Annotated in this window: 17 protein-coding genes; 6 read left to right on the forward strand and 11 right to left on the reverse strand. The window is 51.4% G+C overall.

Annotated elements, in window-relative coordinates; genetic code table 11:
• Positions 1-273 precede the first annotated feature (273 nt).
• From ABD920_RS02055 to ABD920_RS02065, 3 genes are all read right to left on the reverse strand, one after another.
• Positions 274-699 carry an ester cyclase gene (locus ABD920_RS02055; protein ID WP_345156480.1) on the reverse strand — a complete coding sequence of 142 codons (426 nt, stop codon included), beginning with the start codon at positions 697-699 and terminating at the stop codon, positions 274-276.
• A gap of 841 nt (positions 700-1,540) precedes the next feature.
• Positions 1,541-2,152: a DUF389 domain-containing protein gene (locus ABD920_RS02060; protein WP_345156481.1), complete on the reverse strand. Its 612-nt coding sequence runs from the start codon at positions 2,150-2,152 to the stop codon at positions 1,541-1,543.
• A gap of 145 nt (positions 2,153-2,297) precedes the next feature.
• On the reverse strand, positions 2,298-2,462 hold the full coding sequence (locus tag ABD920_RS02065) for a hypothetical protein (RefSeq protein WP_345156482.1): 165 nt from the start codon (positions 2,460-2,462) through the stop codon (positions 2,298-2,300).
• 396 nt (positions 2,463-2,858) lie between these two features.
• Between ABD920_RS02065 and ABD920_RS02070 the strand changes: the two genes are divergently transcribed.
• The 5 genes from ABD920_RS02070 (at position 2,859) to ABD920_RS02085 (ending at position 7,996) form a co-directional block, all read left to right on the forward strand.
• On the forward strand, positions 2,859-3,587 hold the full coding sequence (locus ABD920_RS02070; RefSeq protein WP_345156483.1) for a class I SAM-dependent methyltransferase: 729 nt from the start codon (positions 2,859-2,861) through the stop codon (positions 3,585-3,587).
• Between the two features lie 139 nt (positions 3,588-3,726).
• Positions 3,727-3,966, forward strand: coding sequence for an NAD(P)H-binding protein (locus tag ABD920_RS24915; RefSeq protein ID WP_425568546.1), 240 nt, complete (start codon positions 3,727-3,729; stop codon positions 3,964-3,966).
• Positions 3,967-4,164: 198 nt separating this feature from the next.
• Positions 4,165-5,589 carry an APC family permease gene (locus tag ABD920_RS02075; protein WP_345156484.1) on the forward strand — a complete coding sequence of 475 codons (1,425 nt, stop codon included), beginning with the start codon at positions 4,165-4,167 and terminating at the stop codon, positions 5,587-5,589.
• 282 nt (positions 5,590-5,871) lie between these two features.
• Positions 5,872-6,417, forward strand: coding sequence for an SAM-dependent methyltransferase (locus ABD920_RS02080; protein ID WP_345156485.1), 546 nt, complete (start codon positions 5,872-5,874; stop codon positions 6,415-6,417).
• Positions 6,418-6,838: 421 nt separating this feature from the next.
• On the forward strand, positions 6,839-7,996 hold the full coding sequence (locus ABD920_RS02085) for a Gfo/Idh/MocA family protein (protein ID WP_345156486.1): 1,158 nt from the start codon (positions 6,839-6,841) through the stop codon (positions 7,994-7,996).
• 288 nt (positions 7,997-8,284) lie between these two features.
• Here the strand turns inward: ABD920_RS02085 and ABD920_RS02090 are convergent, their stop codons facing one another.
• From ABD920_RS02090 to ABD920_RS02120, 7 genes are all read right to left on the reverse strand, one after another.
• The gene (locus ABD920_RS02090; protein WP_345156487.1) at positions 8,285-9,532 is read right to left on the reverse strand and encodes a glutamate-5-semialdehyde dehydrogenase; all 1,248 of its coding nucleotides are present in this window, start codon (positions 9,530-9,532) and stop codon (positions 8,285-8,287) included.
• Between the two features lie 4 nt (positions 9,533-9,536).
• Entirely contained in the window at positions 9,537-10,628 is a 1,092-nt protein-coding gene (proB, locus tag ABD920_RS02095; protein WP_345156488.1) for a glutamate 5-kinase, read from the reverse strand.
• 221 nt (positions 10,629-10,849) lie between these two features.
• Positions 10,850-11,710 carry a pyrroline-5-carboxylate reductase gene (gene proC / locus ABD920_RS02100; RefSeq protein WP_345156489.1) on the reverse strand — a complete coding sequence of 287 codons (861 nt, stop codon included), beginning with the start codon at positions 11,708-11,710 and terminating at the stop codon, positions 10,850-10,852.
• Positions 11,711-12,347: 637 nt separating this feature from the next.
• Complete coding sequence (locus tag ABD920_RS02105) at positions 12,348-14,504, reverse strand: xanthine dehydrogenase family protein molybdopterin-binding subunit (RefSeq protein WP_345156490.1); 2,157 nt, start codon at positions 14,502-14,504, stop codon at positions 12,348-12,350.
• 13 nt (positions 14,505-14,517) lie between these two features.
• The gene (locus ABD920_RS02110; protein WP_345156491.1) at positions 14,518-14,967 is read right to left on the reverse strand and encodes a (2Fe-2S)-binding protein; all 450 of its coding nucleotides are present in this window, start codon (positions 14,965-14,967) and stop codon (positions 14,518-14,520) included.
• Positions 14,968-15,167: 200 nt separating this feature from the next.
• Positions 15,168-15,983, reverse strand: a complete 816-nt coding sequence (locus ABD920_RS02115; RefSeq protein WP_345156492.1) for a hypothetical protein — start codon at positions 15,981-15,983, stop codon at positions 15,168-15,170.
• Between the two features lie 39 nt (positions 15,984-16,022).
• A complete protein-coding gene (locus ABD920_RS02120; RefSeq protein WP_345156493.1) occupies positions 16,023-18,455 on the reverse strand; it encodes a TonB-dependent receptor in 2,433 nt (810 codons plus the stop codon).
• A gap of 252 nt (positions 18,456-18,707) precedes the next feature.
• On the opposite strand from ABD920_RS02120, the gene ABD920_RS02125 reads away from it, so the two are divergent.
• On the forward strand, positions 18,708-19,505 hold the full coding sequence (locus ABD920_RS02125; protein WP_345156494.1) for a membrane or secreted protein: 798 nt from the start codon (positions 18,708-18,710) through the stop codon (positions 19,503-19,505).
• Between the two features lie 406 nt (positions 19,506-19,911).
• On the opposite strand, the gene ABD920_RS02130 is transcribed toward ABD920_RS02125, so the two are convergent.
• Positions 19,912-22,236, reverse strand: a complete 2,325-nt coding sequence (locus tag ABD920_RS02130) for a DUF7133 domain-containing protein (RefSeq protein ID WP_345156495.1) — start codon at positions 22,234-22,236, stop codon at positions 19,912-19,914.
• Positions 22,237-22,252 lie beyond the last annotated feature (16 nt).

Genomic DNA, 22,252 nt, shown 5'->3' on the forward strand with positions numbered 1-22,252 from the left:
TGGATGTGCGTAAGCAGCAGTATCTGGCGACCAGATATGTAAGCAAAGGATGATCGTGCACTTGGACCGGGGCTGGCAGTAAGCCGGAAGGGTGTTCAGCAGGCAGCTGGACCAGCATCGGCTACGCCAGAGCATGAGCCAGACCGACAACGCCTCCGACAGTGCCTCCATGGGGTCCTGATCGCAGCCGCTTTTTCACGGTATCACGACCTGGAAGAGATTCTGAAGCCCCTTTCTGTTAACGCAGGTAGGCAAAGTAAGTATAGCTATTCTTTATTGCTTCTGCCCGGGAACAATTCCTAATTGCTGAAATATCCCCAGCGCATCATAATTATTCCAAGTTTCGGCAATCTTTCCGCTGGCGATGCGATGGATACTTATTCCCGTAGATGAAATACTCTTCCCAGTGGGGGCCATACCCATGAAGGCTCCCTTATGGGTACCATGCCCTGTCCATCGGTCCACCACCTTGTCCCCGGAGACTATTTGATCCTCCAGTACAATCTGCAGATCAAAGGCCTGGCGGTAGAGACTCACCATTTGCTTAAAGCCTTCAATGCCTGAGCCAAATTCGCTGGTTGTCGGATCGTGGTGTACGTAATCACGGGCAAGTATTTCTTCTGCTACCTCTAACTTACCTTGGTTGAATATTTCATCGATAAAGCGACGCACGAGAGTGCCATTTTCTTCTGCTGACATAGCCTTTCATGTTATTTTGAATAAATACAAGTAATAGTTTAATTATTTACGTTCTTATTATTGTTGAGGTAGTGTTTTTATGTGTTTGCAGATCAAAATTTTCACTCATTATAGTTTGCCTCTTTTATAAGGCTCCCTATGAAGTCTCGCATAGAGAGGTCTATTTGATCCCTGCTGATGTAAAACAATTGGAGAATAAACCTTAAAACCATAATAGTCTGACACTAAAGGTTTGTTGTGACGTATTGAACCCAGCGGATGATAAGTCACACCTAAATGTCATCTTATTTCGTTCTTTGGGCTGGTGCGCAGTACATGTGCTCTTGATCATTACCTCTAACTGCTCCGGGTATATAGCTGTGGCTCAATCAAAAAAATGCTTTTTGGTTATCAAAAAAACAGCGATGTATTCCCGAATATTTTGACAGCTCTGAAAGCTGAATGGGACAATGAGAAAGAAGCTACCTTACTAAGCTTAGGGATTAGGACGCATGTAGACGATGTGAGGCATTAGGTTTATTCCTGATGAATTGCTTCAAAAATCGCCTACGTGTCCATTTTTCGCTAACTTATGATTAAGACTGTTCGTTGTTACTGAAAAGTAAGAAGCTACTGCTGCACTCTTACATCCAGAATATAAGCTGTCTAATCCATTAGCATCAAGATCGAGAGTATATTTCCTCCGACCGTTTTAGCACAGAATTACTTTTAAAATAGCTTAAGCGCAGTTACTGCCCCTGCCAATATATAGATTGATAATCAGGGACACTATTATATTTACCAACCTCCTGCTCTACCTCAACATTATTTGATGCAAGTATTTAGAATAAACTTGCATCTGCTATTCCACACCCGTTCTCCTCTTGACGAAGCGGCGGATACCGTCTCCTTTCATACCTAACATAACAAAGGTGATGCACGCAGCCAATGTTAAAGAGGCGAAATTAATCCCAAAGGTTAGTAAATGCTCAGTCCACTTATCTCCTTCACCGAACCCAAAGACAAGTTTGAGCCCGAACCAGGCGGGATAGACTGAGATATGAGCAGTGGCCGCCAAACCGATCAGTTCCCTTCGCCCTGCGTCGTCCATAGCGCCTAAGGCTGCAGCAATACCAATGACAGAGGCGAGCACAAAACCTGTTAATGGTGTGCCAAACTCTTGAAAGCCGATGGGGGGCTTTTCGAAGAGCGCCACGCAGGCACCTGCAGCCACAATCAGGACTGTTGTAACCAACAGCGCAAGAAGCCCCTGCCAGAGAAAGCGCCACTCACGAAGCATTGCCCCCAAACCTACTGTGAGCATGTGGTGATGGTAAGGCAGGAACAGGAGTCCAGCGATGATGAGCGGAAGCATATCCTCCACCATTCCATAAGCCAGTAACACAGCCGAGAGGAAAACTCTGCCAACAAGGCTTTTTGTAACCTGGGTAAACTGCCAAAGCTCTTCGTACACGTCAGGAGTAGGCCTCACTATCGGAAATGTTTCACCCTCCGGCGGTTCATCTCCGAACAAGGACTCCGGATGCCGTACTGTGAAAGTAAAAGTATCGGGATCGTATAATGGCGCAACCATGAGGCTCTCTATGAGCCGCTTGGCTTTAGGTGTTGAAGTCTATCTCCACCACATCCAGATCCGTTTCAGTGTGGTCTGAGGTATACTGTCGTGCCTGCCGTATGGACACACGCGAAGCTCCGGCCGCAAACGCTATGTCAGCTACGCTCTTGCCTTGTCCGGAAGGAGCCTTAATTGTAACTAATCGCATCTATCGATATTTTTTTATATATAAAGCCTATGCATTCATAAGCCTATTTATAAGGAACATATACTATGCAGCTCAAACAGGGTTTTCAGCCTACCTTTCATGATATCCCGCTGTTACGATTAGTGCATCAGGTTCGGTACAACAAGGAGCCAATCAACTATATTATATAAAACATACCTAATAGGAGATATAAATGAAATTGCTAAATCTGTTCGCCTTTGATACTTGTTAAAGTGTTTAGAAATTGTACCGCGGAGGGAAGTCATTATTATATGGTTGCACTAAATAAAATGGTTGCACCAAAAATGAGCCAAAGGACAGAATTATGACGTAACAAAACGGAATACGGATTTATGCAAATTTCCTGTTTATATGAAAACATTCTCCTTTCAAAGTATGAAACGACTTTTTTGGCTACTACTGGTTTTATTCCTGATTGCCGGAAATTCCTGTAAGGCGCAGGTAGATCAGAAAGCAGCAGCTGTCTATACTACTAAAACACCGGGTTCGGGTGGTACTGGCAAAGTATATATGGGCCGCGAAATAGCCCGGGTAATCGGAACGGGCGGGGGTAGCTGGCTTGACAGGAGCACGAGGCTGGAAGAAGAAAACTCGCTACGCGCCATTGATAACATGCTGCTAAACCCCCAAAGCGTAGTCGCAGATATTGGCGCAGGTACCGGCTTTTATACTTTTAAGATAGCAGAGAAAGTCCCCAAAGGTAAAATATACGCTGTAGAGTTGCAGGATGCATTTGTATCTGAACTGAAAAAGCGCAGACAGGAACTTGGACTGCGTAATGTGGAAGTAGTAAAAGGCGGTGAAAAAAATATAAATGTGCCTGATGCCTCACTTGACCTCGCTTTTATGGTTGATGTATATCATGAACTGGAATATCCCCAGGAAATGCTGCAGGCAATATACAGGGCCTTAAAGCCGGACGGTAAACTGCTGCTACTGGAGTACCGGGCCGAGGACCCAAACTTATCGATCCGGGAGTTGCATAAAATGACTGTGGAGCAGGTGACGAAGGAACTGGAGGCGAATGGGTTCAAGCTGTTCAGGCGAGAGGATTTTCTGCCAATACAGCATTTCCTGATGTTCGAAAAGACGGAAGAAAAGTGATGATGCTGATGATAGGTTTCATGGAATTACATACATGTAGGATTTACATGGTTTACACTCGTTGCTCATTAATACCCTCTTAAGCAGTGACAGTATAGCAGTGACAGTATATAGGTGAAAGGCTTGCAGGCATTATGTTATTTCTCTAAAACGCGTTTTAAAGCCTTTTCGGAAAGCGGCAGATGTGATAGAAGCCTCGGCCCTTGACTACACTATCCTTAGACCGACCTGGTTTACACATGCAGATGAAGCCGATTGTGATATAACCAGGAAAGGAGAATTGGAGAAGGGCACGGTGAAATCCCAGAAAAGCCTGGCAGCATTCATTGCCAGCCTCATGGAAGCCCCTAAAAACATACCCGTGAAAACCTTGGCTTGAACAAACCCGATTCCTAATAAATCTCCTTATGCTATTTAGTCTTTAGGAAGTTCCGCATTTACCTTCCTTCATGAGCAAACCTCAGCCATATAGCTATGGGCTACGGTGCTACCTATATATAAGTAAACAGTACACACCTTGGCATTCAACTAATAGATTATCTCCGTCGTATGTAAAGTTCAACTTCGAGTCATTCCGATGTATGATAAACCCACGTTGACAGGCACTGGAGATCAGGAAGATACATTCGAAAAAAAAGCTGAAGCCGGCAAAAGCGATAACCCGAAACCCTCTCTCAATATAACGGATGCGATAGCAGTAATTGTCGGCATTGTGGTAGGGGCGGGCATCTTCCGCACGCCATCGCTGGTAGCTGCCAACACCGGAAGCAGTACATCCTTTATGCTCACATGGATCTTGGGCGGAGCCGTTTCCCTGATAGGCGCGCTTTGCTATGCCGAACTCACCACCACCTACCCACACACCGGCGGCGACTACTATTTCCTGCGTCGTGCTTTTGGCAGGCGCCTTTCTTTTTTGTTTGCCTGGGCACGGATGAGCGTCATCCAGACAGGATCCATTGCCCTGCTCTCTTTCATCATAGGGGATTACCTGGCACAAATATTCAGCATTGGCGAATTCACTTCGGCCATATATGCAGCCTTGGTGGTCGTGGCCTTGACAGGCGTCAATATACTTGGGGTGAGCGTGGGTACAGCCACACAGAAATTACTGGTGGCGCTGGAAGTGCTGGGTATCCTGATCATTCTGGTCGCGGGCATTTTCTTCGCCCCGGCAGAGCCAGCAGTTCCTGCTACAGCCCCCGCATCCGGGGAAGGGCATTCTTTGGGTTTGGCCATGGTGTTTGTGCTGCTGACGTTCGGGGGCTGGAATGAAGCCGCCTATATCTCCGCTGAGCTGAAGTCCGGGCGCCGGGGCATGGCAAAGGTGCTCCTCTTAAGCATCCTGATTATCACGGTCACCTATGCGCTCATCAATGTGGCCTATCTGAATGTACTCGGATTAAAAGGCATGGCTGGGTCCGATGCCGTGGCTGGTGACCTGATGCGGCAAGTATTTGGGGAGGGAGGCGTTGTGCTGATAGGACTGATCGTTTCGGTTGCGGCACTTACCTCTGCCAATGCCACTATTTTCACTGGCGCCCGCACCAACTACGCCCTCGGGCGGGATTTTATGATTTTCAGGCCCCTTGGCAAGTGGAACTTCAGGACGTCCTCCCCAGTCAACGCCTTCCTGCTGCAGGGCGCCATCTCCCTGGCCCTTATTAGCTTCGGCCTGTTTACCCGGAATGGTTTTGAGACGATTGTAGAGTATACCGCCCCGGTATTCTGGTTTTTTCTGTTTTTAGTGGGCCTTGCTCTTTTTGTATTACGCAGGAAAAACCCGCTGCTGGAACGCCCTTTCCCCGTGCCGTTTTACCCGGTTACCCCCCTCCTGTTCTGCCTTACGAGCGGCTACCTCTTTTATTCCAGTTTAGTATATACCGGCTTAGGGGCCCTGGTGGGAGTAGCCGTACTTCTGATTGGCGTGCTCCTTCTCCTGGTCCTGCCAAGCGTAGATAAAATGCTGCTTCGAAAATCTGCCCCCTATAACAGTGGTTGATACCCTTTTAGTATATAGATGGATTCCTGATCATTTCCTCCAATACCACTTGCTATATGAGTATGGGATATGGTTGATGCGTCACAGGATCTTATCTGAAGCGTAATCAGACAACTGAAGATCAGGCTTGTCCGTAACTAAGAAAGTTTATAAACAAGTGAAGAAGAAGCATGCGGCAAAGAAGCCGCATTATATATACCCTGCTCAGAAAAAGTTTTGATTTAAAGAAATTCGATTACTTATACGTCTGTGAATTAGTGTTTTAATTTTAACTCCAAAAGCATGAAAGCATTCAAAAATTCACTATACGCGCTGATCATGGCTATCTGCGCAATCGCGTTTTTGCAGTATCAGGATGCCTTGGCCCAGAACCTGGATGTGCCCTATGTGCCCACCAACCAGGAGGTGGTGGATGCCATGCTCGAACTAGGTAATGTCACTGAAGACGATGTCTTATATGACCTGGGGTGCGGTGATGGACGCATCGTGGTTACTGCTGCCAAAAAGTACGGCACAAAGGGCACTGGCGTGGATATAGACCCGGAGCGTATTGCGGAAGCAAATGCGAATGCGAGAAAATTCAATGTGACCGATAAGGTAAGGTTCGTGGAAGGCAATTTGTTTGATGTGGATCTGAGTGAGGCTACGGTCGTCACGCTTTATTTATTACCGAGCGTTAATCTAAAACTCCGCCCGAAACTGCTGCAGCTAAAGCCCGGAACGCGTATTGTTTCGCATGCTTTCGATATGGACGACTGGAAGCCGGAACAGACCGTGCAGGTAGGTGGCTCCACCATATACCTCTGGACGGTGCCGCAGCGTAAATAAACCTTTATCCCGCGCTGGCTTCTCAGTCTTTCCTATATGAATTTGTATTAACGCCTCTCCTACCGGACATCGCGCTCTTCAATTTGATAAATGATTATAACTAACAGATACCTGCTGTACCATCAGTTGCTCAGGTGCACTTGCCTGCCTTTGCCTTAAGCTGTTTTCCCGGTCCTCCTCTAATGAACTCTTTATCTGATTCGGAACCCCATGCCTGCCCTCCGTATATAACAAGTATTTTCAGCATTGCGCTGCATGAAAAGCGTACGGTCGCCTAAATGCGGAGCAGCACGATTGTTAGGCTAATTTGAGTTGATTTTAATGCCTTTTCGAATGGTTTATGTATATTGAAATCGAATTAGCAACGCATGCTGATTACATTTTTCACAAAATTCTTTAACATATCTTAATAACAACGACTATGAATCGAAAATTACGGATGGGCATGATAGGTGGGGGAAAAGATGCCTTTATCGGAGCTATTCACCGTATTGCCGCCAACATGGATGGGATGGTAGAGCTTGTTTGCGGCGCCCTGAGCATCAACAAAGACATCGCAGTGGACAGTGGGCGCTCTTTGTTTCTGCCTGAAGACAGGATCTACACCACCTATGAGGAAATGCTGGAGAAGGAAAGCCAACTGCCGGAAGACAAGCGCATGGATTTCGTCACCATCGTTACGCCCAACTTCGCTCACTTTGCTCCGGCGATGATGGCGCTGGACAAAGGATTTCATGTAGTCATAGAGAAGCCTATCACCTTAACCCTTGACGAGGCGAAACAGCTGAAGGAGAAACTAAGCGAGGAAGGGTTGGTGCTGTGCCTTACCCACACCTACACCGGTTACCCCATGGTGAAGCAGGCAAAGGAAATGATCCAGAACGGCGTTATCGGAAAAGTCAGGAAGGTATCAGTGGAGTACCGGCAGGGCTGGCTGAGCAAGCAGTCGGAAAGAGAAGGAAACCCGGGTGCTGCCTGGAGAACCGACCCGAAAAAGGGTGGCAAGAGCGGCGTGATGGGCGATATAGGCACGCATGCCTTTAACCTGGCTGAATATGCCACGGGCCTGCAGGTGACGCAACTTTGTGCTGACCTGGATATCATTGTGGAAGGAAGGCAGTCACACGATGACGGTGCGGTGCTGCTAAAGTTCGACAATGGCGCTAGGGGCGTGCTGATGGCCTCGCAAGTGGCAGCCGGAGAGGAAAACAACCTCATTCTGAAAATAGACGGTGAAAATGGTGGCCTGGAGTGGCATCAGCAGGAGCCGAACACCCTGCTGCTGAAGTGGCTCGACAAGCCGACGGAGATGCTCCGTGCAGGTTCGCCTTATCTGAGCCCGATCGCGAGGCACAACTCCCGTACCCCAGGTGGGCACCCGGAAGGATACCTGGAGGCGTTCGGGAACATCTACAGAAATTTTGCCTTGACGCTTGCTGCCAGAATAAACGGCGACAGCCAGGAGAATACGGCAATCGAGTTTCCCTCTGTGGAGGAAGGCATACGTGGCATGGCCTTTGTCGACAGCGCCGTTGCCTCCAGTGAGTCAGATAAAAAATGGATTGACTTCACGATATAAGAGAGCCGGGCGAACCGCCAGCAGCGGTTATATAGACCAGCCTCTGATACAATAATAAGAAAGGGACACTTCCGGTGTCCCTTTCTTATTTCTGCGCCTGCTTTAAGCCCTTTCAGAGTTTAACTGAACCTTTAGGCTTGCCAGCTAAATATAGCCATGTCTTTTTAGGAACAATGGCAATAGGCCAAGGTGAATTTCATCCACTTACTTTATATATGCCTTTACAAAGCGGCTGAACCATATAGTAAAACAAGTGCTCTTCCCCGGCTTACGCACTGTCTAAAACTGTCAGGCCCTCACAAGCCCGTTGCTTTTAACCAGCCATTTATAACTGGTAATCTCGTTAAGTGCCATGGGGCCCCGCGCATGAAGCTTCTGCGTGCTGATGCCGATCTCGGCGCCTAACCCGAATTGGGCGCCATCCGTGAAGGCGGTAGACGTGTTGGCATAAACGGCCGCTGCATCCACCGCGCGCATAAACTGTTCTACATGCTGCTCACTCTCCGATATGATCGCCTCGCTGTGCTGAGACGAGTGCGTATTGATATGATCTATCGCTTCCTCCAGGCCTGTCACTGTTTTCACCGACATTTTCAGAGAAAGGAACTCAGTCCCGAAGTGTGCTGCCGTCGCCATATAGAGTAAATCCGGCGGGTAATGGCCTTTGAGTACCTGGTAAGCAGCAGCATCTGCATAGAGCGCTACCTCTTTTGCTGCAAGCCCTTCCGCAATAATGATCAGATCAGAGAGGCGATTCTGGTGGATCAACAGGCAATCCAGCGCATTGCAGACGCTTACGCGGCGTGTCTTGGCGTTCACTACAATCTCCTTCCCCTTCTCCAGGTCTGCGAACTCGTCGAAGTAGGTATGCACGATACCCGCCCCTGTCTCGATCACGGGCACTTTCGAATGCTCGCGCACATAGTTGATCAAGCCCTGGCTGCCCCGCGGTATGATGATATCGACATATTTCACGGCCTGCAGCAGTTGGCTGGTAGCCTCCCGGTCCGGCGGGAGCAACTGCACCACATTTTTGTCAACGCCATTCCGCTCCAGCACCTCATGGATCAGGCGCACAATCGCGGTATTGGATTCCTGGGCGTCGCTGCCTCCCTTCAGGAGCAGGGCGTTGCCGGAACGCAGGCACAGGCTGAATACATCGAAGGTTACATTCGGGCGCGCCTCATATATGATTCCGATTACCCCCAGCGGCACCGTGACTTTCTTCAACTCCAGCCCATTTTCCAGCGTACGCTCCGACAGCACGTTGCCAAGCGGGGACGGCAGACTGGCCACATTGCGCAGATCACCGGCGATAGCGGCGATCCGTTCCTCCGTCAGCTTCAGCCTGTCGAACTTCGGGTCATCGGCTGGCATCCGGGCAAGGTCCTTTTCGTTGGCCGCCAGAATGGTGCCAGTCGCTTGCAGGGCACTTGCAGCCAGTTCTTCGAGTACGGTCACTACCTTCTCCTCCGGCAACAAGCTCAGTTTCCTGCTCGCCTGCTTTACCTTTATAAAAATGTTCTCTAAATCCATATGCTTAGATGCTGTGATATTCAAACAGATATAAATAATTGTAGTGCACCATGGGCTTCTGCTTGCTCATGCCGACTTTGCCGACTGCTTTTTTTGACCCGTACTCCGCCTTGCCCAAGCCAATCTCTTCCCCTTTCTCATCTATGATCCGGATGATGTCCCCTTTCGAGAAATCACCGGACACGGAAACCATGCCAATGGGTAGCAGGCTGTTTGCCTCACCTGCGTGCAGGGCTTCTCTGGCCCCCTCGTTCACCACCACTTCGCCTTTTGCAAAGTTGTCGCTGTGCGCCACCCATTTCTTAGGATTGGGTTTCGACGACTCGGGCTCAAAATAGGTGGCTGACAGGGTCTTGTTATAAAAATCATGCAGCACATTGTCGCGGTTGCCGTTGGCGATGAACACATGGATGCCGAGGTAGGCGGCCTTCTTGGCCATTTTCAACTTGCTTTGCATCCCTCCACGCCCCAACGAGGATTTGGAGGAAGTGATATAGCGGCCCATGCCGGTGCTTTTTCGCCTTACCCGCTCAATCACCTTTGCCGCCGGGTCATCAGGGTGGCCGTTATAGATGCCATCCACGTTGGTGAGCAGAAGCAGGGTGTCGGCGTCTATCATGGCCGCCGTCATGCTGGCAAGCTCGTCGTTGTCGGTGAACATCAGCTCTGTCACTGCCACCGCGTCGTTCTCATTTATGATCGGGATGATGCCGTGGTTGAGCAACCCCGACAGGCAGCCTTTGATGTTCAGGAAGTGCCTGCGCGAAAGAAAATCCTGTGGCGTGACCACAATCTGGGCCACCCGGTGCCCTTCCGCATGAAAAAGGTCCTTGTATGCGTAGATAATATCGATCTGCCCCACGGAGGCCAGGATCTGTTTCCGGACAACGGACTCAGTTTTGTCATCGAAGTTGATGGTATTCCGGGCGAAGGCTACTGCCCCGGAGGAGACAAGCACCACCTGCAGGCCCTGCTCTTTCAAAAAGACAAGTTGTTTTACGAGTTTCGCCATACGCTCCCTGTCCGGAGAACCGTCGTCTTTGGTTAAGACGTTGGAGCCTACTTTCACGACAACTCGCTGTGGCTGGTAATTCATGTTATAAATGTTGTATCGATATAAAAAGATAGCGGGCAGCGAACAAACTGTTACTGCCAAAATATGGGGAGGCGCATGATGCAGTTTTGAAGACGCCCATGCGCTTCATGGCATAGCAGTTGCCGGCAAAATTATGCCGGCAACTGCTATGCTTATATATGAAATAGTAAAAGGAAGGAACGGTGGATATAGGGCTTTAGGTAAACCCCTCCGAAGCTATATTACTGCAGAAGCTCCTGCAAAGCGCTGATCGAGATTTTGCTGTTGTCCCTGTCACGCTGCTCTTTCAGGGCAAGAATCCGCTGATGGGAACCAACCAGGCCTTTAATCACGGCAGAGCTTAGGCCCTGGTGCTCCATCTCGTTCAGCCCCGTGATGGTGCATCCCTCGGGTGTGGTTACTTTGTCAATTTCCTGTTCGGGATGCGACCTGTTGATAGTCAGGAGGGTAGAGGCCCCTTTGCTAACCTGCACGGCAATCTTCTGGGCATCCTCCGCGTCCAGGCCAAGTTGGATACCTCCCTGGGTCACGGCCCTGATAAAGCGCATATTGAACGCTATTCCGCTGGAGCACAGCACCGTAGCGCCTGCCATCAATTCCTCCTCTATCACCAGGGTTTCGCCGAGGCAGTTAAAGATCTCCTTGACTTCCTCTTCCACTCCTGCCGCTCTGGTGTTAAAGGCAAGGCTCGTCATGGATTCCTGCACGGCAATGGCAGTGTTCGGCATGCAACGCACGATCGGGAAATCCCCGGTTATTTGGCTGATATCGTCGATGGTCACGCCGGCTATCACACTCAGCAAAACATGCTGCTCAGGGTCGAGGATGGGTGTAATCTCCTTGAGGACATGCTCCAGGTGGGCGGGCTGCACACAGAGCAGAATAAAACGGCAGTTTTTTAAGGCAAAGCTGTTATCGTTGGTAACATGCAGGCCTTTGTCTTTCAAGCGCTGCAATGATTTCGTGTTCCTCCTGGTTACGTAAATGTTTTCCGGCTCATACTTACCATTGCTTAAAAGTCCTTCTGCAATGGCGTTTCCCAGATTACCTGCGCCCAGGATTGCTACGTTATCAATATGCATTTTTACTGTTATTTATAATTAGTTTGAATGTTAAAAAAAGATGTTCTGAAATCTTTGAGACTGTAAAAGTACAAAATTTTAGACGGACATGAAAGGACAAACACCAATCAGGCTTCTTCCGATAGCACTCTTCAGGTTGATTTTAACTGATCAGGCCGACGATTTAGCTTTACATATGGCGCCAGAAATGTGCGAGGAAAAAGGTGTGAGAAGCATTCTGAAAAGGATATATCTTTCCTTCATAACCAATTGAACACAAACGGTATATATAAACTTATAAGAACTTACACATCGTGTAAAAGATGAGGCATGCTGTGCTCTGTGACCAGCTAGCTGCAGAAGTTGAACCTGTTGGTATTGATTCCCGAGAAAGAAAAACTCATCTTTTTGATAAAAATCGAAACGATTTGGTGTCAGAATGGGAAAGCAACCTCATATAGGCATGTTACTATGTAGAAAAAGGCGATACCGGTAAGTTGCAATTTTCTACTATCCACCCCTTCCTGTTGCAGCGCCTGAAAAAAGGATGCAGCCCCCCTGAAGCCGACAGAAGCGCAGCACGTTTACAAACAGGTACATTGAGGTCAATCTATATACGAGCAAAGGAGAAGTTTTAGAAAAAACGCTTCGCTTCCTGTTAACGGCTGCCGAGCATCCCCTTCATTCCATTGGGCGCAAGGGGAAGCGATTTGAGCCTAACGCCGGTGGCCTGTGCAATGGCATTCCGGATGGCAGGCGCAATGCCTACGATAGGCGCCTCGCCGGCCCCGGCTGAAGGCAGGTCTTTTCTGTTGAGCTGGATGATCTCCATCGCAGGCATGTCTTTGAACCGGGGCACCCGGTACTGCGCAAAATGCGGGTTGAGGATTTTGCCGTTCTCAAACTCCACTGCCTCGAACAAGGCCCCGCCTATCCCCTGCACTACTGCCCCGAGTATCTGGTGCTCGAGGTGTTTGGGGTTGATGACCGCGCCGCATTCAAAGGCTGTGGTCGCACGGATTACCTTCACCTCCCCGGTGCGCGGGTCTACCGCCACCTCGGCGCAAGTGGCCGTGAAGCCTCCCTTCTCGGTGCCACCGCCTATCCCATAACCGTGGTTTTGCGCGGGGGTTGATTTTCCCCAGCCGAATCCTTTGGCAGCCGCCTCGAACACGGCGCGCAGCCGGGGCTCCTGCAGGTTCTTCAACCGGAACGCCAGCGGGTCCATGTTCACCAGGTTTGCCAGGTCATCCATTTGCGACTCAATCACAAAAATATTCGCTGTGGAAGCAAGCCCCCTGTAGGAGCCCTGTCTCAGAGGGGAGTCTACGGGGTGGTACTGAATCTGCTGGTTGGCCACCACATAGGGCGTCTGTATGCCGGAGGTGCCGGAGTTATAGTTATGAAATTCCCAAGAACTAAGCGTACCATCGGCCGTTACACCGCTGCTCACTTCTATCAGGCCCGCCGGCCTGAAATAGGCCCAGGTAAACTCCTCCTCCCTCGTCCAGGTTAGTTTCACGGGCTTTTGCGCGACTCTTGCCATTCGGGCGGCCTCTAACGCAGCCTCCCCCGAATGCTTCCCACCATAGGCCGAGCCGGTATCGGGCATGATCACCCGCACCTTCTCTTTCGGTAACCCGAACTCCCGGCTAAGTTCTTCCTGTACCCCAAACGGCCGCTGCGTACCGGTCCAGACCGTGAGCAGGCCGTCTTCCCATCGCGCCAGGGCAGCACGCGGTTCCATGGGGGCGTGGGCTATATAATCAACAGTATATTTTTCGCTGAGCGTTTTAGTGGCGGAAGCCATGCCTTCTTCTATGTTTCCTTTTGTTGTGCTTCCCCTGCCGCCTCCCCCACCCGAAGCGTTCGCTTTCAGGTAATCGAATAGGTCTGATCGGGACGGTTGGTTCGTCGTGTTCCATATCACCTTCACGGCCGCCAGTGCTTTTTCTGCAGTTGCCCTGTCAGGCGCAGCCACCCCGATAAAATTACCTTCCTGCACCACCACCACGCCCGGCAACGCTTTGGCGGCTGCCAGGTCAGCGCGCTGCACTGTGGCATTGAAGGAAGGGGCACGCAATACTTTCCCATATAGCATACCGGGGAGCTTCATATCGGAGACAAACTTGTGCTTGCCCGTCAGGATTTCTTCTCCGTTTACTTTCGGAACAGAAGTGCCCGCCACCCGCCACGCGTCTACGGGTATCAGCGGGACCTCACCCGGTATATTCTTCAGGATTTCTTTTCCCTTTGTGAGCTCGCCGAAGCTTATGGACGCATTTGTTTTAGGATGCAGCACCTTTCCCCCGGCTACTTTCAGATCGGATTTCAAGACGCCCCACTTTTTAGCTGCCAGTTCTAACAAAGTTTCACGGGCTGTCGCGGCTGCCCTGCGTAACTGTGGGCCCATGCTTGGCGTGCTGCGGCTGCCAAAAGTGCCGGCATCGTAAGGCGTGCGGGCTGTGTCGCCCATCACCATGCTGATAGAAGCCACCGGTAGATAGAGTTCATCTGCCACCGCCTGCGCAAGCGAGGTGCGGATGTTCTGCCCCACCTCTACCTTACCCGTGTACACGGTCACAGCATTGTCAGCGCCTATATGGAGCCAGGCCCCTACCTCATCGGCAGCGGCTTTCCCGATAGCAGTCGCCTTGTCTGTGTCTGAGAAAAGAGCGAAGGCGTCCTGCAGCACGAATGTTACCGCCAAGCCGCCACCCAAAAGCTTGAAGAAGTTACGCCTGCTTTCACTGAACCGGCCTCTTTCCTTCCCTTCCGGAAGCTGTTGCCCGTCGGCATCTTTTGCTCGCTCCATAGTCTTTGCTCTGTTATGCTTTTGCGGCCTCTTTTATAGCTGTTAGGATGCGGGGGTAGGTACCGCAGCGGCAAACATTCCCGTTCATAAACCGGATGATCTCCGCTTCCGACGGGTTTGGATTGGCCCGCAGCAATGCCACCGTAGACATCAGCATTCCCGGGGCGCAGTACCCGCACTGGAAAACGTCCGCCTCCAGGTACGCCTGCTGCACCGGGTGCAACTTTCCGTCCTTTGCCAGTCCCTCTATGGTCGTTATCGCTTTGCCCTGGACCGCACCTAAGGGTGTTTGGCAGGCGCGAACGGCGGTGTTACCTGACAACACGGTGCAGGCGCCGCACTGCCCTTCTCCGCAGCCATATTTGGTGCCGGTCAGGTCGAGCTCATCGCGCAGCACCTGTAGCAGCGTTGCGTCCGCATCGGCCTTTACCGTATGCCTCTCCCCGTTTATCAGTAGCTCCATAGTCGTACCCTCACTCAAAGCGAATAACCTCAACTTAAATAATTTAAGGCATAAACACAAGATTATCCGCTAGTTAATCAAAGCGAATGATACCCTGTGTAGCTGATCCGGCAACAGGATTTATATATGCCTGTACTGGTTTTCCCTGCTAACCTGTCGGTATGCCAGACGGGCGGCAAGGAGATACTGCGTCTATATACCTAAGCCCGGGTTTGCGTTCGAATAGTTTTGGTCTGCGCGTTCCGGTACAGCTGCAACAGCACGACCAACGCCACGAGCAACAGCCCGATCCATGCGGAGGTACGGATGGCGGGGCTACCGGTAAAATCGGTCTGCTGATGCTTCAGTACGATGCCATAAAACGCCCAAACAGTTACCAGCCCGACAAAAGGGTTGCGCCTGTTCAGCACCACAAACAAGGTGATCAGCGTCGCCACCGCCACCATGCCGATCGCCCAGAGCTCCGGTTTCAACCCAAAGCCGTTCCATCCCAGCCCAACGAGCGTGGCGCTGACATTGGCAACCGTGGCAATGATAATCCAGCCGAAATAGATACTCAGCGGAAACTGTGTAAACCACCGGGATGCGAGCGAACGGGATGGATCATATATGCCCAGCCTGAGCTGGATCAGGAGCAAGGTAAGCAGTTGCACCAGCATCAGCATAACGGAAAGCATTAGCCACTCATATACCCAAGCAATTGTCCAGGCGCCGGTAGCCAGGTTGTTGAGGACAAACAGAAAGTCTATCCGGAGTAAGTCTTTGTTGGCTTCATGGCCCCTGTCAGCCCGGAAAGCCTTTACCAAGTGATAGATGCAAAAAATAATCAGAGCCAGGTAGATCAGGCCCCATATCGCAAACGTGATTCCTGCCGGTGTAAAGAGCGTGGGGTATTTGTCCGAGACCTCGCCGATCGTCTGCGAGTTCAGCAGTTCGAGTTGTATTAGCTGGGACGGCACCAAATGCACCAGGAAGAAAAGCGCATTCAGCACAGCTAACATTCTGATTTTGTTCATGGGCATTTGGAGTTATATATAAATTGGGGCAGGCAAATGTCAGAACTCTACGATAAAGCCGAGCGTGGGTACCAGATTGCCGTCGTCGTTGCTCAGGATCAGTGGAATCGCGTTGCTGCCGTCATCGCGTAAGGCTGCATCGTCTGTGGTGGCAAAGCCGGTGTTATCGGCGTTGCGCTGGAAGGTGTAACGGTCGTATCCCGGCGTTTTGCTGGCCAGCACATTCGCGATATCCAGGAACAGGTCAAGGGTGATGCGGTTGAAGTTCCATTTTTTGTCTACCCGCACATCCAGTTGGCTGAAAGGCCGCAGCCGCTCTGAATTAAGCCGGGCATAGTCCAGGATGCCCACACCCAACGCCCCGTAATTTCGCTGCGAGGCGACTAAGTCGAATGGCGTGGAGGGCGCTCCGCCGGCAAAGCGGTATTTGGCTCCTAGTTCCCAGTTCCGGGGTAACTTCTTTCCGAGCAACCCGGATACCAGGTGCCGGTAATCCCAGGCGCTGGCTATATAACGGCCGTCGGTGCCGGCAAACTCACTTACCACATAGGTGTAGGAAAGCACGGAAAACACAGAGCCTGTCAGCTTCTTCTGCAGGTAAAACTCCATCCCGTAAGCCCTCCCCTTTCCGGAAGTACGCACGGCCTCGTTGCCGATTGAGCCGAAATCCCCACCCTGGTTTGCCAGCGAAATACCGTCGCGCAGGGAAACAGGGTAGTTGCTGTAGTCCTTGTAAAACCCTTCCAGCGTGAACCGCAGGTCCAGGCGCGGCAAAAACTCAGTGCCCAGCACATAATGGATCGACTGCGTGTAAGCAGCGTCCTTGTTCAGATACTGCCCGTTTTCCTGGTACCCCAGCACGGTATATATGGGTAATTTGTAGTATATGCCCGACGAGGCGTTCAGTGTCCATTTATCTGAAAGCAGGTAAGAAAGGGCTACGCGCGGGGAAAGGGCCCTCAACGGGTTCCTCCCTGTCTCGGTGAACGTGTTCATATCGGTGCGGAGCCCCAAAGAAAGGCCCAGCCGGTTATCAAAAACAGATTTAGATACCTGCCCGAATGCCCCGTAGCGGAAAAATCCCAGGTCTGTGTCGTAGTTGATCGTCTGGCCGGGCTCCACCACGTTATTGTCCCCGTCGCGTATTTCCTGCCTAATGACGCTGAAGATGTTGTTGGCGAACTGCACGTACTGTCCCGAAACGCCATAGGCATATTTAAAGCCGTTGCGGTATTTGTTCACGTCCAAGCGCAGTTTGTTTTCCGTCTCGCGCGAGGTAGACTTCAGGGTTAGCTGCTTCGCCTCCCCGTTTTGGTTTGCTTCTGATTTTTCGAGGTCGATGTTAAAGGCATTGCGGCTCACGGCCAGGTTTATATAGCCGTCGGTTACCAGCCTTTTCAGGGCTACGCCGGTAGTATAATTCCACTGGTTGTTCAGCGGGATAGAACGTAGGATGTACTCATTCTCCGGCGTGCTGTTGCGCGGCACGCCAAACGAGAACTCATCGATGGCACCTACCCCGAGGAAGGAAAGCGAGGTTCTTCTGTCGATTTTGTGGTCGACCTTGTACTGGAAATCCCAGTAATTGGGGCGGATCGGCAAATCCAGCAACTTGAACAAGAACTGCAGGTACGACCGCCGTGCCGAAACCAGGTAGGTGGTTCTGGAGGAGATTGGACCCTCGAGGGTGGTGGCAAACTCAGAGCCGCTCAGGCGCACGTTTCCGGAGAAGCGCTCGGGATTGCCGTATCGCTGCCTGAACTCGAACACCGAGGAGAGCGCGTTGTTATACCGGGCATCGAAGGCCGAGGAGCTTACTTTGAGGTCCTCTATGAAAGAGACATTCAGGATACCCGTGGCCCCACCCGCGCTCCCCTGGGTGGTGAAGTGGTTGATCAGGGGAATCTCAATGCCATCAAGATAATACACATTTTCGTTGGGTGCCCCGCCCCGGATGATCAGGTCGTTCCGGCTGCCGCCGCCGGTGCCGCTGGTGGCCACGCCAGGCAACACCTGCACCACCTTCGAAATGTCAAAATTGCCGCCCGGGTTGCTTCGTATCTCCTCCGTGCTCAGGCTTTGCACCGAGAGGGGCGTTACCAGGTCGGCTACAGCGGCGCTCTGCCGGCGGTTGGCCACCACCTCCACCTGCTGCAGCTCGCTTGCTGACGGAGCCAGCTCAAAGTTGAGGATCTGCACGTTTCCGGATGTGACGTTGATGTTGAACTTTCGCACCGGCTGGTAACCTACGTAGGAACTTTGCACGGTATAGCTGCCCAGCGGAACATCCTCCAGCCGGAAAGAGCCGGCCTCGTTGCTCACCGTTCCCAATTGCGCTTCCACCAACTGCACGGAGACACCAATTAGCGGCTCCTGCGTATTCACATCCCGGACAGTGCCGGTTATAACCCCTGTCTGCGCTAAGGCCAACGCTGCCGGGAAAAAGAAAAAGATTAAAAGTAGAAGTCTCATGTAACAAGCATCATTTCAGAATGCTAATATGACACGTTCCCGCTGATATTGTTTTCAATCTGTGTAATATTTACAGTACGAAATCGCAACTGAAAACCGGAAACCCATAGAGTATCGTTTTAAAAAATGAAAGCTGAGGCTTCTATAGGAAGCCATATATAAACCATTGCATTCCCAATGATCATATATAGCGCTCTGAGCCAACAAGTAAGCCCGAAGATCGTTAAACAGCATGAACCAAAATCTATGACTATGAGCGTTGTACTTTCGAACACATTGGGAGCATTTCTTTTGATGCTGTGTGCCTTGTTCCCGCAGTTCAGTTTTAACAAGGCTGACCGGAAATCAGCTATCGAGCACGTGCAGCAGGCAGAGCTGGCGGGTGCCTGGAGGTTAGCTTCCGGCACAGCAGAGTTCGCAAGTCTGCCTGAAGGTGCCACGGCGGTCGCTATGCTTGAGGATGGCTATTTTACCGTTGCCTATTTTAGCCCCACTGCCAAGAAGTTTATCGGTACCTATGGCGGCACCTACACGGCCTCGAACGGAAACATGACCCTGAACTTTGAGTACAACACCCTGGATAACGCAACAGTCGGCACCACTACCTCCCTGACTTATACACTGAAAAATGGGCAGTTACAGATAAACAGCGACAGACAGCAAAGTTGGGAAAAGCTCTCCCCGGAGAATACCACCACCCCTTTAGAAGGGACCTGGCGCATCACAGGCCGCGCCGGTGAGGATGGCAAAATAAACCCAATGCAGCGCGGCCCGCGCAAAACACTTAAAGTACTGTCTGATGGTCGGTTCCAATGGATAGCTTTTAACACAGAGACGAAGGAGTTCTCCGGCACCGGGGGCGGCACCTATACCGCGAAAAACGGGAAATATACCGAGCACATCGACTTCTTTTCACGGGATTCCAGCCGTGTTGGGGCAAGCCTGGGCTTCAACTATGAAGTAAAGGACGGCAAGTGGCTGCATACTGGTAAAAGCAGCGCCGGAAAGGATATAAGTGAAGTGTGGGAACGTGCGCAACAGGGGATATAAAACTAATACCATTATCGAATGATTCGTGTGCATTCAATTTTATACACCTACTGTAAATTCCCCTCCTCGGAGGGGTTAGGGGTGGGTTCAAGTTGCGCACAGAATTATTGAACAGCTTCATTGCGCATTTTTCAATTGATAATGGTATAATATCAATTGAAAAATGCCTATTCTATCTAACCTGATTGCAGATTTCTCCCTGGAGGGGCAGGGGTGGGTTCTATAGAACAGCTCCGTGCCCAGTATTCGGTTGATAATGATATAAACCTGCAGAGGGATAAAAAGGCAAAAGTCACAAAAAAGCAGGTGGGCGATCAGCAAGACAACAATCTATTCCTTGTCTTGCTGATCGCCCACCTGCTTGTGTTACGTTACTATCGCCTCGAAGGCCTTACAGGCATGTTTTTTATGGGAATTGATTCAGTTCCTCCACGGTAAACGCCTTCTGCCGGTCCTTCAGGTAATCGCGCACTCTTTTCACCTCTTCCGCGGTTACAGTCTCCGCGTTGTTTCGCCACGACTTCCGGATATAGCTGAGCAGCTGCGCCACGTTTTCATTTGACAAGTCCTTGTCGTAGCCAATGCCCGGCATGTCGCCGTTGATCTCAGGGGCTTTATATAGGTGGCCATTCACCGACACGGGGCCTGTCAGTCCGAAGAGCACGATGGAGATCAGCTTGTTTTTATCCCCGGTTACCCATTCCGACTGATTCAGCGGAGGCGCGAGCGATTTTACGCCATTGCCATCCGCGCCGTGGCACGTCTGGCAGGCGGAGGCAAACATGGCCGCCCCTTTCGGAAACGCCTTCAGCAAGGCCTCCGGGCTGCGGTTTGCCTTGGCACTGCTGGTCTGGGTGATCACCCGCTGCAGCCTTTTGTTGAAGGTCAGCGACGTATCAGGCGCAATGGCCGTCATCGCCTTCTGGAAAGCTTCTTCCCGGTCGTACAGGTTGCTGATCACGGCGTCTGCCACATACTTGTTGGCGGGATACTGCTTCACAACTTTCTGGAGCAGGCTGCTGGATGCTGCCTTATCATAAGGATGGATATAGTTTGCCATGAACGCAACGTAGGGCGCTGCCAGCGTGTCGTTACTGGCCACCAGTTGCTCCAGCACCGGCACGTACTGCCTGTAATTCGACTGATTCAGGACAGATGGCAGCGCGGTCAGCGCCTGCATCCGGACTGGCCAAACGGGCTGCTGGAGCAATGCCAGTACCTCCTCTGTTTGCAGGGCGCCCAATCCCTCCAGAGTCCAGAGGGCGTGCATCGCAAGCAAAGGTTTGTCGGTGGCTTTTGCCGCCTGTCGCAAAGCTGGGATGGCCTGGGTAAAGTTGCGGTCAATCAGCATCTGCTGCGCATTGTCGCGCACCCATCCGTTCTCATGCCCCAACAGCTTCACCAGTTGCCCTGGATCTTCGGGCAGAATCACCATTTCAGGTTTCTTGTTTTCAGGCACGATTTTGTAGATACGCCCATACCCCAAGGGCTGTGTCAGTTTCCGGCTGCCGATCTGCTTCTTCAGGTAGGGGGTCAGGTAGGTTTTATGCTGTATGATGCCGCGGTACATGTCTACCACATACAAGGCGCCATCCGGGGCATTGTAAAGGCTCACCGGGCGGAAGCGCTCATCCACGCTGGCTACAAACTCTTTCTCTGTGTAGGCTTGTTCCCCGCCGGTTATATATCCTTTCTCGTCCAGAATATTGCGCTTGATCAGGTTGGCGGAAGGCTCGGCCACAAAGACATTGGAGGCATACTCCTCCCCAAACAAACCACCCCGGTACACGACAGGCCCGCTGGCCGCCGTAAAATTAACAAGCCGCAGGCTGTCATCCAGGATGCCTTCCATATACCCCCTGTTCACGCCGGGTGTCGGCCTGATCGGGTAAACCCTGTTGTTGGCCACGATTTTCTCATTGAAGCCAGCCACCCCGCGCTGATGTTTATTGGTAGCCCCGAATCCCGGTGAGAAATAATCGCCTAGCAGGTTTTCGGAATTTGTGTTGTAATAAAGCCGCCCGTAATTGTCCTGCGCGATACCCCACTGCCCCCGGAAATGCGTCGGCTCAATCACCCACTCCTCTCCTACCTTTCGGTAGCGCTTAGAGGACTTGGCGTTATATATCCAGTTATCCAATGCCCGCACCAGGCCGTTTGGCTGATGCTCTACATTGCCTCCGACGGCATATTCAGCGTCAACCAGCGTTTTTTTGCCCGGCTTGTCGTTGCTGATCTCGTAGTACCACAGGCTCGGCGGCTCGGCCACCAGGATGCCCCCATCTATCAGGCAGATGGCCCTTGGCAGCACCAGCGAATCCAGGAAAACCTTCCGGTCATCAGCCACCCCGTCTTTGTCCGTATCTTCCAGAATAACGACTTTTCCCGTTGGGATATCCTCCCCGGTCCCTACCGTGTCCGGCATATAGCCTTCCATCTCCACAACCCACATGCGCCCCTTGTAATCAAACGTCATGGCAACGGGTGTGCTGACCAGTGGCTCCGCGGCAACTAATTTAACTTCAAAGCCGTCTGCCACCTGCATCAGGCCAAGGGACGCTTCCGGGGAAACGACAGGCGCGGACGCCAGATCATAGGTCACCGGCTCCTGCTTCACGGCACTTTCCTGCGAGGCAGCGTCGTTCTGTGCCGTCGTGGTTTTGTTGGTCTGGCAGTAGAACAACATACACGCAGCTGTTGGGGCCAGAATCAGGTACTGTAACTTTTTCATTGAGTACTTCTGCATA

The sequence above is a fragment of the Pontibacter saemangeumensis genome (assembly GCF_039541895.1).
GTDB classification, from domain to species: domain Bacteria; phylum Bacteroidota; class Bacteroidia; order Cytophagales; family Hymenobacteraceae; genus Pontibacter; species Pontibacter saemangeumensis.

What these genes read in the sequence shown, in the direction of transcription:
- ABD920_RS02105 (WP_345156490.1), bottom strand. Translation starts at nt 14,504, where the DNA reads ATGGAGCGAGCAAAAGATGCCGACGGGCAACAGCTTCCGGAAGGGAAG.
- ABD920_RS02085 (WP_345156486.1), top strand. Translation starts at nt 6,839, where the DNA reads ATGAATCGAAAATTACGGATGGGCATGATAGGTGGGGGAAAAGATGCC.
- ABD920_RS02120 (WP_345156493.1), bottom strand. Translation starts at nt 18,455, where the DNA reads ATGAGACTTCTACTTTTAATCTTTTTCTTTTTCCCGGCAGCGTTGGCC.
- ABD920_RS02070 (WP_345156483.1), top strand. Translation starts at nt 2,859, where the DNA reads ATGAAACGACTTTTTTGGCTACTACTGGTTTTATTCCTGATTGCCGGA.
- ABD920_RS02065 (WP_345156482.1), bottom strand. Translation starts at nt 2,462, where the DNA reads ATGCGATTAGTTACAATTAAGGCTCCTTCCGGACAAGGCAAGAGCGTA.
- ABD920_RS02110 (WP_345156491.1), bottom strand. Translation starts at nt 14,967, where the DNA reads ATGGAGCTACTGATAAACGGGGAGAGGCATACGGTAAAGGCCGATGCG.
- ABD920_RS02055 (WP_345156480.1), bottom strand. Translation starts at nt 699, where the DNA reads ATGTCAGCAGAAGAAAATGGCACTCTCGTGCGTCGCTTTATCGATGAA.
- ABD920_RS02075 (WP_345156484.1), top strand. Translation starts at nt 4,165, where the DNA reads ATGTATGATAAACCCACGTTGACAGGCACTGGAGATCAGGAAGATACA.
- ABD920_RS02080 (WP_345156485.1), top strand. Translation starts at nt 5,872, where the DNA reads ATGAAAGCATTCAAAAATTCACTATACGCGCTGATCATGGCTATCTGC.
- ABD920_RS02130 (WP_345156495.1), bottom strand. Translation starts at nt 22,236, where the DNA reads ATGAAAAAGTTACAGTACCTGATTCTGGCCCCAACAGCTGCGTGTATG.
- proC (WP_345156489.1), bottom strand. Translation starts at nt 11,710, where the DNA reads ATGCATATTGATAACGTAGCAATCCTGGGCGCAGGTAATCTGGGAAAC.
- ABD920_RS02125 (WP_345156494.1), top strand. Translation starts at nt 18,708, where the DNA reads ATGAGCGTTGTACTTTCGAACACATTGGGAGCATTTCTTTTGATGCTG.
- ABD920_RS02090 (WP_345156487.1), bottom strand. Translation starts at nt 9,532, where the DNA reads ATGGATTTAGAGAACATTTTTATAAAGGTAAAGCAGGCGAGCAGGAAA.
- proB (WP_345156488.1), bottom strand. Translation starts at nt 10,628, where the DNA reads ATGAATTACCAGCCACAGCGAGTTGTCGTGAAAGTAGGCTCCAACGTC.
- ABD920_RS02115 (WP_345156492.1), bottom strand. Translation starts at nt 15,983, where the DNA reads ATGAACAAAATCAGAATGTTAGCTGTGCTGAATGCGCTTTTCTTCCTG.